Source organism: Bradyrhizobium elkanii USDA 76, from assembly GCF_023278185.1.
Taxonomy (GTDB): Bacteria; Pseudomonadota; Alphaproteobacteria; order Rhizobiales; family Xanthobacteraceae; genus Bradyrhizobium; species Bradyrhizobium elkanii.
Map to the genome: position 1 here is coordinate 1 of NZ_CP066357.1, position 12,070 is coordinate 12,070.

General features: G+C 58.2%; 14 protein-coding genes and 4 pseudogenes. 10 read left to right on the forward strand and 8 right to left on the reverse strand.

Annotated features, from left to right (window positions below; translation table 11 throughout):
* The first annotated feature begins 11 nt into the window (after positions 1–11).
* From JEY66_RS43080 to JEY66_RS43105, 8 genes and pseudogenes are all read left to right on the forward strand, one after another.
* On the forward strand, positions 12–209 hold the full coding sequence (locus JEY66_RS43080; protein WP_338075596.1) for a hypothetical protein: 198 nt from the start codon (positions 12–14) through the stop codon (positions 207–209).
* Positions 202–1,374, forward strand: coding sequence for an NAD(P)/FAD-dependent oxidoreductase (locus JEY66_RS43085; protein ID WP_248887634.1), 1,173 nt, complete (start codon positions 202–204; stop codon positions 1,372–1,374). Before JEY66_RS43080 ends, JEY66_RS43085 begins: the two co-directional genes overlap by 8 nt.
* The gene (locus JEY66_RS45605; RefSeq protein WP_080650474.1) at positions 1,367–1,660 is read left to right on the forward strand and encodes a (2Fe-2S)-binding protein; all 294 of its coding nucleotides are present in this window, start codon (positions 1,367–1,369) and stop codon (positions 1,658–1,660) included. The genes JEY66_RS43085 and JEY66_RS45605 overlap by 8 nt, the downstream gene beginning before the upstream one ends.
* The gene (locus JEY66_RS43090) at positions 1,653–1,820 is read left to right on the forward strand and encodes an NAD(P)-binding protein (protein ID WP_248887635.1); all 168 of its coding nucleotides are present in this window, start codon (positions 1,653–1,655) and stop codon (positions 1,818–1,820) included. Before JEY66_RS45605 ends, JEY66_RS43090 begins: the two co-directional genes overlap by 8 nt.
* A 169-nt stretch (positions 1,821–1,989) precedes the next feature.
* Positions 1,990–2,649, forward strand: a complete 660-nt coding sequence (locus tag JEY66_RS43095) for an NAD(P)/FAD-dependent oxidoreductase (protein ID WP_248887636.1) — start codon at positions 1,990–1,992, stop codon at positions 2,647–2,649.
* A 119-nt stretch (positions 2,650–2,768) separates the two neighbouring features.
* Positions 2,769–3,059, forward strand: a complete 291-nt coding sequence (locus tag JEY66_RS45610; protein ID WP_420888294.1) for a (2Fe-2S)-binding protein — start codon at positions 2,769–2,771, stop codon at positions 3,057–3,059.
* Between the two features lies 1 nt (position 3,060).
* A pseudogene (locus JEY66_RS43100) lies at positions 3,061–3,324 on the forward strand (IS110 family transposase); the annotation flags it as partial.
* A 92-nt stretch (positions 3,325–3,416) separates the two neighbouring features.
* Positions 3,417–3,522: pseudogene (locus JEY66_RS43105) on the forward strand (transposase); the annotation flags it as partial.
* 260 nt (positions 3,523–3,782) lie between these two features.
* Here JEY66_RS43105 and tnpC read toward each other — a convergent pair.
* From tnpC to JEY66_RS43130, 8 genes and pseudogenes are all read right to left on the reverse strand, one after another.
* Positions 3,783–5,325 (reverse strand): annotated as a pseudogene (gene tnpC / locus JEY66_RS43110) (IS66 family transposase).
* Positions 5,326–5,459: 134 nt separating this feature from the next.
* A complete protein-coding gene (tnpB, locus tag JEY66_RS43115) occupies positions 5,460–5,816 on the reverse strand; it encodes an IS66 family insertion sequence element accessory protein TnpB (protein WP_018273887.1) in 357 nt (118 codons plus the stop codon).
* Positions 5,813–6,211 carry a transposase gene (locus JEY66_RS43120; protein WP_026192391.1) on the reverse strand — a complete coding sequence of 133 codons (399 nt, stop codon included), beginning with the start codon at positions 6,209–6,211 and terminating at the stop codon, positions 5,813–5,815. The genes tnpB and JEY66_RS43120 overlap by 4 nt, the downstream gene beginning before the upstream one ends.
* A 190-nt stretch (positions 6,212–6,401) precedes the next feature.
* The gene (locus JEY66_RS45615) at positions 6,402–6,908 is read right to left on the reverse strand and encodes an ATP-binding cassette domain-containing protein (protein WP_420888290.1); all 507 of its coding nucleotides are present in this window, start codon (positions 6,906–6,908) and stop codon (positions 6,402–6,404) included.
* A complete protein-coding gene (locus JEY66_RS45620) occupies positions 6,851–7,150 on the reverse strand; it encodes an ATP-binding cassette domain-containing protein (protein ID WP_420888291.1) in 300 nt (99 codons plus the stop codon). Before JEY66_RS45620 ends, JEY66_RS45615 begins: the two co-directional genes overlap by 58 nt.
* Positions 7,150–7,461 (reverse strand): 6TM ABC transporter family protein, encoded by a 312-nt coding sequence (locus tag JEY66_RS45625; RefSeq protein WP_420888292.1) that lies wholly within the window; start codon positions 7,459–7,461, stop codon positions 7,150–7,152. The genes JEY66_RS45620 and JEY66_RS45625 overlap by 1 nt, the downstream gene beginning before the upstream one ends.
* 1 nt (position 7,462) lies before the next feature.
* Positions 7,463–8,557 carry an ABC transporter transmembrane domain-containing protein gene (locus tag JEY66_RS45630; protein WP_420888293.1) on the reverse strand — a complete coding sequence of 365 codons (1,095 nt, stop codon included), beginning with the start codon at positions 8,555–8,557 and terminating at the stop codon, positions 7,463–7,465.
* A gap of 30 nt (positions 8,558–8,587) precedes the next feature.
* Positions 8,588–9,672: pseudogene (locus JEY66_RS43130) on the reverse strand (HlyD family secretion protein).
* 1,822 nt (positions 9,673–11,494) lie between these two features.
* On the opposite strand from JEY66_RS43130, the gene JEY66_RS43140 reads away from it, so the two are divergent.
* Positions 11,495–11,710, forward strand: a complete 216-nt coding sequence (locus tag JEY66_RS43140) for a hypothetical protein (protein WP_129557537.1) — start codon at positions 11,495–11,497, stop codon at positions 11,708–11,710.
* A 95-nt stretch (positions 11,711–11,805) separates the two neighbouring features.
* Entirely contained in the window at positions 11,806–11,958 is a 153-nt protein-coding gene (locus JEY66_RS45635) for a transposase (RefSeq protein WP_018273892.1), read from the forward strand.
* Positions 11,959–12,070: the final 112 nt, after the last annotated feature.

Consider the following 12,070-nt stretch of genomic DNA (forward strand, 5'->3'; position numbering starts at 1 on the left):
ACCGGATCATCATGCGCGAATTGTTTAACAAGGACTACGCTGGTGCATTTGGTAATGCGCAGGCAATTCTCAAAACTGCTCTGCGGTTGCGGGGTGTCCCTGCTGGGTACGTTCGCAGGCCCCTTCTTGATCTCGCTGCCGAGGAGGTTCGACGCGTCGCGGACACGCTCCAGCGCCTCGGGATTGAGGTTGTGAACGAAGATGCCTGAAACAGTCGATTGCCTAGTGGTCGGCGGCGGCTTGCTAGGCTCGGCACTGGCGTATTACTTGGTGTGTTCGGGGAGCACCGCGTGTCTTGTTGAGAAAGACCAACTGAATCAGCACGCCTCCGGGCGAAATGCGGGCAGCCTCCATTTCCAGCTCGAATATCGAATGATTGAGCACGGACTGGATGCAGCGAAGAAGGCGGCTGAGGCCCTGCCACTACATCTCGATGCCGCGCGGGAGTGGAGCCTGCTGAGCACTAGAATAGGTGAGAATGTTGGCGTCTTGCAGAGTGGCGGAATGATGCTTGCGGAAACGAGCGAGCAGGCGCTACTCCTGGAGAGAAAAACCGAACTCGAGCGCAGTTATGGGCTGGAGAATCGAATGCTTTCGAGCGATGAGATTCACCAGAGAGCACCTTATCTCAGCTCGGCAATTGTTGCAGCGGCGCTTTGCCCTCTAGAGGGTAAGGCGAATCCGCGCGGCGCCACTTTGGCATTTGCCAAAGTTGCTGAGGAGTTTGGAGCACGGATCCGGGCGGGTATAGCCGTGACCGGCGTGAAACAACAACGGGGCCGCTGGAGGACAACCCTTTCCGACGGGAGCGAAATTTTAGCGCGTAAGGTCGCCATTGCTGCAGGTCCCTGGTCGGCTCGCATCGCCGCTATGGCAGGGATTGCCCTTCCAGTCGTGCCGATCGGATTGATGATGGCGGCAACGGTCCAAGTGGCGCCATTTATCAAGCATCTCATCCAACATGCAGGACGGCGTCTATCATTGAATCAATCGGCCGAGGGTACCATTCTGGTAGGTGGGGATGGCCCGCACGCCTGCATGAGACAGGCGGAGTTTATGATCTGGATCTGCCGCCCGAAATCTTGCCTTCATCGATTCAGGGCAATTTGCGCGCCGCCGTTTCGGTGGTGCCGAGGATTGGTGAGATCCCGGTCCTTCGCATATGGAGTGGTGCAACCTTGCTCGTTGCCGATCAATTGCCTCTTGTCGGAGCCTTGCCGCGCCGCTCGGATCTCTTCATTGCAACAGGAGGATCCGCGTTCACGCTCGGGCCCACCTACGCGGGTACTTGCAAGCATGATCTTGGAGAAGCCTGTTGATCTCGATGTGTCGCGCTTCGATCCCGGCCGCTTCGTGAGTCTAAATAATGCTTAATGGGCATTACCTCCCGGGTTCACGCGGTTCGGAAATAGAACTATCCGTGAATGGCAATTCCGTCGTTTGCCACCGCGGTGATACTTTGCTTGCCGCCCTCCTTGCGTCCGGCCTGCGATCCTTTCGTCGGTCGATCGTTAGCAATGAGCCGCGTGCGCCATGCTGCAATACGGGGGTCTGTTTCGACTGCATGGTTACTGTGAATGGGACGTCATACATAAGGGCATGCATGATTGATGCCGAGCCCGGGATGGCCGTCGAGACCGGAGACAAGACTGATGGCTGATCTCAAGTGTTTTGACGTGGCCATCATTGGTGCAGGTCCGGCCGGTATGTCCGCAGCGCTTGAATGTTGTCGAAACCTATCCGTCGTTGTTTTCGATGAGCAAGGACGGGCAGGGGGCAGATATTTCGACAGCCGCCGCCGCACCCCTCCGTCCAAGTGAACTCTCCCGCTTGCCGTCTCTATCCCTTTGGCGATGTATTAGTGAGAAAGGCGGAGGCCGAGTCGCGCATAGACTGGCGATTCAGACAGACAGTTTGGGGCATATTTCCCGATGAGGATCGAATCCGCGTTGTACAAACAAAACAACCGTCTTGGCGAGGAAGACGTTGGTGGCCACCGGCGCCTATGAAATGCCAGTAGCTTTCCCGGGATGGACGCTTCCTGGCGTAATGGGGGTGGGAGCGATCCAGACGCTGCTCAGGAGCCAAAATGTCTTGCTTGGGCGGCGGTTCGTATTGGCGGGATCACACCCGCTTCTTATTCTCGTTGCCGATATGCTTCTCGCGGCCGGTGCGGAGATACAGGAAGTTGCAATCGCGAGGTCGCGCCCTCGTTTTCGAGAGATCTTGGATGGATTGCTCGCCGTTCCTGGGAATATTCCAATTTTTAAAGAGACTGCTAGCTCTCTTTACAAACTCACAAAAGCGCGTGTGTCGATTCGGTTCGGGAGGATTATGGTCGAAGCTCGCGGTAACGAGGAGGGACTGACTCACGTTACGTTGTCAGATTGTGATCGCGATTGGATTCCGAGCGGAGCGCACCGTGTGTTTGAAACGGATATTCTCGGGACGGGCTTCGGATTGCTTCCGTCCACTGAGCTTTGCCGCCAGATAGGTTGTGCAACACAATGGGATAGCCGAAATGGCGGCTGGATAGTGAAGCATGATGGATTTCAGCGTACCACTGTGAGAAACGTCTACGTGGCGGGAGAACCAGCGGGCATCCGCGGCGCTGCGAGCGCTCGTACTGAAGGCGAACTCGCGGGCTAATGATTGTGCAAGACTTGATCCCGCAGCGGCGAGATGATCGATTGATCCGCCGTAACCTGTCGCAGACGAAGCGTAATCGGAAATTCTCGGATCGAGTCGCGAAATTTTTTCAACCTAACATGAGAGCGCTGTCTGATCTGGCAAGCGATGGAACTGTGATCTGTCGATGCGAGGATGTGAAACGTTCTGCAGTCACGAAGTTTCTAGAGAGAAATAGCCACACGACCTCGATCAACAGTGTTAAGCTAGCCTGCCGTACTGGTATGGGCTTTTGTCAAGGACGATATTGTCATCACACACTTGCGCAAATCCTGTCCAATGCCACAAGTCAGCCCGTTGAGCGGTGCGGAGAGTTTACGGCTCGGGTGCCGATCAAGCCAATTTCGGCCAGAGATTTATCAGATGTTTAGCAGATGCCTTTTCTGTTACGAGGCCGGCCCGACTGGCTATGGCCTTTATCGCCTGATCCGGTTCCTCGGCCGTGAACGCACGGTGGTGGCAACATATGGGTTCCCGATGAAGGCCCGAGGCGATGCGCGATCTCGTTCGCGCCCGAGCGGCAGCGGTTGAAGCGCTGCGGGTCCCATCGGCAACAGGTGGTTACATGCCCAGCACGGCCGCACCTATCCCCGCAAGAAGGGCTGGAGTTATCTGCGCTGGTTTCAGAAACAGAAGTGACCTGCTCCCCTGAAACGCCCTCGGTTTTGAGTTAGGGTTCTGTCCTCCACCGAGAAGACAGGCGATGCGTAAAGGCAGGTTCACAGAAGATCATCGGGGTCTTGAAGGAACACGCCGCCGGGATGTCGGCGAGCGATCTCTGCCGTAAGCACGACATCAGCGATGACGTTCTACAAGTGGCGGTCGCGCTATGGCGAGCTATGGCGGAATCTGGGTGATGACGGTGTGAGGAAGGCGGCGTATCGAGGCGGGTGACGAGCCTGCCAGAACCTCTCGAGGAGAGCGATACGCCATGACCGAGACTACCAATGTTCTTGCTTTCCGTCAGCCGTCCGCGGTTGATGGTAAGCGACGTTCGCGTCCCATTCGCAAAGGTTTGGCGTGGGGATTGCAGTCTGTTGATCAACGTGTTTGCAAATCGTTGGCGGGGGTATGGAGGCGGCAACGACGGAGAATTACGAGGTGCGGCCGAACGACCAGGGCAGGAGCTCGTCGATCCGGGACTGCGGGTGACCGGTTGCGATCGCTTTGAGCGTCGCTTTCATCCAGACGTAGGGCTCCACGCTGTTGATTTTGCAGGTGGCGATGAGCGAAGCTATGCGCGCCCATGAACGACCACCTTCGTCGTGACCAGCAAATAAACTATTTTTACGCGTCAGAGTCAGCGGCCTGATTTGATTTTCGACGGGATTGGTGTCCATCTCAACGCAACCATCGTCGAGAAACAAGGTGAGGCCATCCCAATGGTTCAGGAGATAGGCGATCGCCTTGCCCATCTCGCTGCCCGGCGACAGGCGAGCGGCTTGCTCGCGCAGAAACCTCTCGAGTTCAGCGACGAGCGGCCGTGATCGCTCGTTACGGGTCGTTTGCCGAGCCGGGGCGTCGGCGCCACGGATCTCCTTCTCGATCGCATAGAGTGCGGCGATGCGCGCGAGGACGGCTTCGGCGATGGGTGAGCCGGCTTTCGGAGTCGCTGCGATGATCTTGCGCCTTGAGTGGGACCAACATGCGGCCAGCGCAGCGGCACGCCGCCTTTGCGCTTGGGCCGTGCGAGCCGATGATAGCCCTGGTATCGTCGACCTGAAGGATGCCGTCGAAGCCCTCGAGGATGCGCTCAGCATGGTCACCACCGCGTCCTGGCGCGTAGTGGTAGACCACGATTGGTGGATCAGCGCCGCCGTGGCCGCGATCGTCGCGCAGGGACAGCCCACAGATAGCCGGTCTTCGTTCGGCCCCGGCCCGGATCGAGCACAGGCGCCCTGGTCTCGTCTATGAACAAGCGGCCCGATTGCTTCATCACGACGCTCATGCGCTCGACCAGCGGCGCGAGGTGGAAGGCGACCGTTCCCATCCAGTCTGCCAGAACGGCGCGATCGATGAAGATGCCATGCCGAGCCAGAACCTGCGACTGACGATAGAGTGGCATGTGCTCGCTGAACTTGGCGACCGCCACCTGCGCCAGCAGCGCCTCGGTGGGATGCCACCCTCCACGAGATGGGCGGGCGCCGGCGCCTGAGCAACACCGGTGCAGCCCTTTGCGCAGGCGTAGCGCGGTCGCACCGTCTCGATCACACGATACTGGGCGGCCATGACATCGAGACGGCGGGAGCGATCCTCGCCGATCTGGACCATCCGGCCGCAGCCGCAGGGACACTCGAGGTTCTCGGGTTCGATCACCTGCTCGATGCGCGGCAGGTGCGCGGGAAAGGCACGGGCAGCGCGCCTGGTCCGGCGGCTGGACGGCGCCGTGCCGGCGCGGCGCGCACGATCGTCCTGGCGTTCCTGGACTTCGGCGATGGCAATCTCGATGTCCTCGAGAACCAGTTGCATCTGATCGGGATTGAACTTCTCCGAGCGTTTACCGAAACGTGCGCGCTCGTACTCCTTCACGAGCAGTTCGAGGCGTTCGACGCTCTCTTTGGACGCAGCCAGTTCACTCTCGACATGAAGGCGCGCCGAGCATTCATCGTCTGCGCGACGACGCTCGGCTTCAATCATCGCTTCCTGCGCGCGGAAGAGCGCGCGCAAATCGGCGGGCAGCGCTGCAAGACGGGCGGGATCAATGGGGGACGGCGGCACATCCGCAAGCTATCATCCCAAAGCCCCGCGCGAAACAGGTTGTCGGGTCTGAGTCAGTTCGCCGCAGCTGGCGTCGCGACAATCCGTTCGCCCACTCGCTTCCAGTTCAGCCCTTCAAACAGCGCTTCGAACTGCACGCGCGTCAGATGCATGACGCCGTCGCTGATCTGCGGCCACTCGAAACGACCATCGCGGCCAAGGCGCTTGTAGACCAAAACGAGGCCCGTGCCGTCCCATAGCAAAATCTTCAGCCGGTCGGCGCGCTTCGAACGACAAACCACGATCAGGCCCGAATGCGGATCGAGCCCAAGCGTGTTTTGCACAAGACCGGCCAGCGCGTCGTGCCCGCACCGGAAGTCAACAGGACGCACAGCAAGCACAATCCGCAGTCCCTGCGCCGGAATGATCATGCGCCGCGCTCGATCGCAGTCACGATCTCCGCGATCCGCACCGCCGACACGTCCGCATCCAGGCGGACCGAAACCTTGCCAATCGTAATCTCGACGGGCCCCTCGCTCTTGCCTGACGCCACTGGATCGCTCAGCTCGATCGACACGAAATCCGCCGCGTCGTCCGTGACCAATGCGAGCCGGCCAGCACGCGCCAATCTGCGCCACGTCGTCAACTGCTGGGCCTTCACACCATAACGCCGTGCGACATCACATACCCGGGCGTCGGGCTTCATGCTCTCGAAAACAGCGCGCCCCTTGATCTCCGCAGACCATAACCGGCCTCCAGAACGCGTCCGGCGCGTAAGCTTCCCCACAAAGCCATCAGCTTCGGCTTCCTCCCCCGATTGTTCCATCGCCTTCAGTCTCCTCTCGGCTCTCTGACAAGCCAAGGGATCGCAGAGCGAAAGCCGAAGCGAAACCAGTCAATCAAATGGGAGAAAAGCTCCGCTTACGACGTTGACGTTCCATTCGACACCTCCGGGCTCAATGAGCCTACTACAGGTGTCCACTCATTCGGAGGAGGTCACAGCAAATTCTGCAACTCTAGCTGACCCCTGTTTGCGTCTGCCACAAGCGAAGGTAAGCGGCTTCACCCAGCAGATCAGTATGCCTGCCTTCAGCAACGATCCGCCCCTTGTGTAACATGACAAGCTTCTCGGCAGTGCGGATGGTGCTGGGTCGGTGAGAGATGACCACGATGGTCTTGCCGGCGCCACGCAAATCATCAAGGAGCTGGTGAATGGTGGCTTCGGCAAACGGAGTCCAGAGAAGAGGTAGGCTCGTCAGGATCAGGATGTCCGGATCCCGATACAGAGCTCGGGCCAACGAAAGGCGCTGCTTTTCGCCGCCAGAGAGCCGTACGCCGTTTTCGCCTAGATAGGCCTGGAAGCCTCCCGGCCAATTCTCGATCGCCTCCCGCAGCCCAGTTTGATCGCAGACCTTCATGATCCTGTCGATCTCCGGTTCGAACTCGCCGAGCGCGATGTTCTCGATCAGCGAGCCTGAGAATACGTCCGTCGACTGCGGTACCGAAGCAATAACCCTACGCAAGGATACGGTCGAGAAGTCTTTAAGTCATAGGGACCGATCCGAATGCGGCCGCTTTCGAGCGGGTAGACGTTCTGCAGCAGCGCCGCAAGGGAGCTCTTGCCTGAGCCGCTTTCTCCCACCACGGCCGTCATTTCACCTCGACGAAAGGTGAGGTTAAGATCTTCAAAGAGCTTCGGCTGCGAGCCATGGCGGAAGGTGACGTTCTCCAGGCGGATATCACCAAAGCTCGGATTTGGTGGCATCAATACCGCCGGCTGCGTGCCGGCTCAAGGTCGAAAATCTCGAACAGGCGATCCGCCGCGATAAACGCGTCCTGAACGATTCTGTTGGTTTGGATCAGGTTGGCGACAGGCCGGGTGATATAGCCGAGCAGTGCGTAGCAGGAAAGTAACTCACCCGGAGTCACGGCCTGATCCATAGCAAGCGTCGCGCCAAACCACATTAGCAGGATTGTGAAGAGAGTTGAGAGAAAGGTAGAAGCATTGTCTCCGACGATCGAGATGAGGCCGGAGCTGTAGACCGATTGCAGGGTCTTGACAAAGCGAGTTTCCATCTTAAGGCAAGCGAAGCTCTCCACGCCGAAAGTCTTGACCGTGGAAAACAGCTCCGAGTGATTCAACCAATTGCGCCTCCAGTTCGGCGGCATTCTCCATGATCGCGCGCTGGCGCTTCCTATTGAGTCGGTTAACGGTCCAATAGACTAAGACATATAGTGGGATGGAGATAGCCACGACCAAGGCGATCTTCCACGAGTAGATGAACATCAGGCCGAACGAGAACAGTATGACCAGCATGTTGACGAACATGGTGATCGAGACGTCGTTCAGAAAGCTCCTGATTTTCACCGCATCATTCATCCGGGAGACGATTTCTCCCATGCGCATGCTGTCGAAGAATTTTTGTGGTAGGCTTAGGATGTGATTGTAGTAGCCGAGGATCAAGCAGACATCGATCTTCTGACCTGTTTGCAGGACTAGCCGGTTTCTGAGCAGGTTGATTACGATCTGCGGCACCAGGATCAGCAGCATCACGACGCTCATGAGATTGAGCAAATTGCGGTTGCCCGCTGTGATCACGTGGTCGACGATCTTCTGGACGTAAATGGCTGTCGACAGCCCCAGGAGGGTGGTTACCAGTGCGCCGACGAGAGCCTGCGTTAGCGCCGCTTTGTGCGATGCAAGCAGCCGGGCGAAGCGGAGAAGAGGTGAGGTGGTCTCATCGCGGCGCTTGAAGGTGTCGGCCGGAACCAGGAGCACCAGGACGCCAGTCCATTGCCTCTTGAATTCTTCATGCGATAGCTTGCGGATTTCGCCGTACGCGGGGTCCATGACGGTGACCCACCTCGTGTCGATCGCCTGGATCACTACGAAGTGGTGCAAGACATCCTTGATGATCACATGCGCGATGGCCGGCTTGGGGATCTTGTACAAGCTGTCGAAGCCGCCCTTGACGCCCTTGGCAATGAACCCCAGCTGATGAGCCGCTAGCAGAAGACCCGACACGGTGGTGCCCGATTGGTCCGTCGACGCATACTGGCGAATGCGCGACAATGGCAACTTGTAACCGTAGAAGGCTCCAACGGAAGCGAGGCTGGCAGCCCCACAATCCGTGATGTCGCGCTGCTTGACTTTGATGATTTGACCCAACATGGCGGCTCACCGGCTTCTTGGAATGGATAATTAACGAGCCGCTAGGACCGGGTTGAGCCAATCGTCAATCTCATTGTAGAGAAGTTGCAGCAGAGTGCGCTCCGCCACGAGAAAACGGGCTCTCACCGTCATGCCTTTCTTCAGATGACCAATGATGCCATTTGTGAGCTCGAGGTAACTGCGAGAAAGCGCGCAGCGAACCTTGAAGACCGGGCTCTTCTCCTGCAGGGTAAAGTCCTGCGCGACGTCTAGCACTGTCGCGTCAATCATCCCCATTGATTGTAGTTGAAGGCATCGACCTGGAGCCTCACCGCCTGGCCAGGCTGCACGAAGCCGATGTCTTTGGGCGAAACGTAGATATCCGCCACCAGTTCGCCGTCGGGCGAGACCCAACCGACAGTTTGCCCCGCCTGGACGTAGCTGCCTGGGGTGACGCCGTTGAATTGCTCGAGTGCGCCGGACACGGGAGCGCGAATCTGGGTCAAGTCGCGTTCGTTCTCAAGTTGGTGCAAGCTGGCGGTGAGTTCCTGAAGGCGGAGGTTTGTATCGAAGAGCTGCTGATTCCATTCGGCGGATTTGCTCCGGACGAGGATCTCGCCCTTCACCTCGAGGCTCTGCAACGCGAAAGCCTTTTCTTCAACCGCCTTGGTGGGCGCTGCAGCAACCGCGACGAGTCGCTGAGCGCGCTCGAGTTCTGCCGCGGCGTTGCTGCGGGCATATTGGTTCTCCCGCAACAGGTTGAGAAAATGCAGGCGCTCGGCCGTGGCGAACTCCGAGCGGAGGCGGACTGGGGCGTCGGACTGTGCGCCGGAAGAGATCAGGGCCTGGAGGTCGCTGGCACGATCGCGCTTCAGACGGATTTCGCCTGTAAGCGCACCGATCTTTTCCTTAATGACCACATCGTCGAGAGCTAGGATCTCTCGTCCTTGTGCAACGAGATCGTTCTCGACGGCAAGAACACGAGAAATTCGTCCGGAGACGGGTGCTATCAGAGGAGTTTTCTCGATTGTGGGACGAATGGTACCGGCACTTTGAGCAGACAGCGTCACGGTGATGACTGGCAGCGACACAAACGTCGCAACGACAGACAACACAATTATCTTGTAGATCGCCAAAGATCGTCCTGATTCTCGCGATAGGATGCTCTCTGCAGTGTAGCAGACCGTCTCCGGAGGCAGCATTACATCAGCCATAGCAGCCCTGTCACGGATTACGACGATTGGCAGTGCCAAACGACTCATCAGGATTGAGCGACGCACGGGGAAGGTGCGCCAGCTATTGTCCTTCACACCTAAGGGTAGCCAACTAACGTATCGACTTTCATTGTTATCTCCTTGTCAGATGTGGAACACTCGCTGGTGCTGCTCGGCCAATTTCGTTGATTACCCGAAAAGAGGTGTGGAGCGATCATGCGATTGCTCCACAACAAATCCAGAGCAGCCGCTTTGTATTTGATTTGCATTCGATCCTGCCACTCAGCTGAGAGCCCCCGCACGCCGGTGAAGTCTTATCGTTGCGCCCGCGACAGAGCCGTTGAACGGAATTTCTCAAACGTTCAACCGCGGCGCGCCCAAAGACCTTTCGTCCGGCGCGAAACTTTCGCGGGGCGGCATGAAGAAGAGCCTGCCTGGCGCCGCAGGCAGGCTGCAGACACTTTTGCAATTAAGGGCTAGGCTCCTCAGGGCAAGGAATTGGAATGATGCTGCAACCACCGCCCTCAATGGGACGAACCTCCCAACCGCAACCGCGCCACGTCCGAGCGATACCTTCCTTCCCGCAGTTGCCCATGCTTCTTCAGGAGTCAATTCCGGAAGCTGACATATAGCTTCTCATGTTGTTTCCTTTTCAATAGCCGTGAGTGTGGTCGACCAGCAACTGCTGCCGACCCCGTAGCAACTTCAAGTCTCGTGCCAACTGCTCAGGAACGGCAGAAAACGCTCTCCTTGCTTTTATGATGCTAAACAGCAAATGTGCGGCAGACCGCCCGAACATCATTGTGGTTGCAAATGCGACAAATCGAACAGGGCGAACACGGCATGCTTCAGGAAGCCTTCGAGCTATCCGCCAGCTCACGTCGCTACCACCGCCCAACCTGGGCAAATCCAACAGCCGGGGCGAACTCAGGACTTGATAACACTTAGGGGCAAAAGGTCATGCCCCCTCAGCGTCACGAGCAATTGCCCCTTCTTGGATAGCTGAGGAGAGAGCGAATGAACGAGGAACGAATCACGGAAGGCTCCTCGTGGATTGATCCACGGGGGGCAGGTGATGAAGACGCCGGATGACGTGGCGGACGTGTTGCGCCTGAGGGCGTGCGGCTGGCTCTGAAGCGGATTCCGCGGCAGCTGGGCTGCAGCCATCTCGGTGAAAGACTACGTGGTGGCGGGCGGGGTGAAACGTTCAAGTCGCCTGAACGCCCCGAAACGACTCCATGGCCTTCAGGGTTGGCTGCGCGAGAGGTTCATTCGGCATCGCGGCAATGCGGATGTCGCCGCGGCCCCACTAGGTCGCTTTCGGTATCATCAAAGAAGCAGCGGGGCGAGCTGAGCGATCAAATCCAAATCGCTTGGCAGGCTTGGGCAAAGAACGGCGCAGAGTGCGACGCGTCGGGGCGCATAAAAGCGATTGTTCGCGTCGGTTTGCATACGTCCAGAGTGTGTTTCAGCTGCATGGCGTTGATGGGAACGAGCAGCCGGTTTTGCGGCTTAAATTGAGCCGCGGGCTGGTTTAGAAGTTCTTCAAGCGCTGCCGCGTGCGCTTGTGGCTCTGGAGGCCTGCGGGCATCGCATTGTTAGGCGTGGGAATTGCAATCAAACCGGCATGAAGTGGCGATGATGCCGATCGCAATATATTTGCGTGCGGCAAGCCGGCCGAAACTGCGTAAGAACTTTGTGCCCATCAAAAGTCCCGAGCAAGGGCGCACAAATGTTGGAGCGTGTGCGCAACCAGTTCATCGGCAGGCGGACCCGGTTTGCCAATTCAATCCGCGGCTACGCCGCGGAATACGGCTTTGCCGCGCCTAAGGGGCTTTCGCGGTTGCTGATCGACATTCAGGCCGACGCAAAGTCTCCGACTTTACAAAGCAGCTGGGTGGACGCTCTGGCAGCAGAACTGGCGCACGTCGAGGACCAGATCGCAAAGGTCGGCAAGTAGCTCATGCAACTCCGCCGGAGTAAAGAGATGAGTGAACGGCTGCCGGCTATCTCGGGGGTCGATTCGATCGTTGCGAGCTGCTGTCGATCAAGGTCGTGGATGCGCGCGGGTTCAAGTCGGCAAGAAACTTTGCGGCATGGCTCTGCCTGAAACTAAAGAACCGCTCGACGGCCGGAAAGAACAGGCTTGGCCTGACTACACGCGCCGGCGACAGCATCAAGAAGTGGCTCGAGCGGAAGATGAATTAGGGACGGCGAGGGAAAGCCGACATCGGAATGCGCGTCGGCACAACGAAAGGGAATGCTGGATACGCGCCGCGACATGAATGTCCAGCAGACGACGTTGGCACGAAGAGACCGC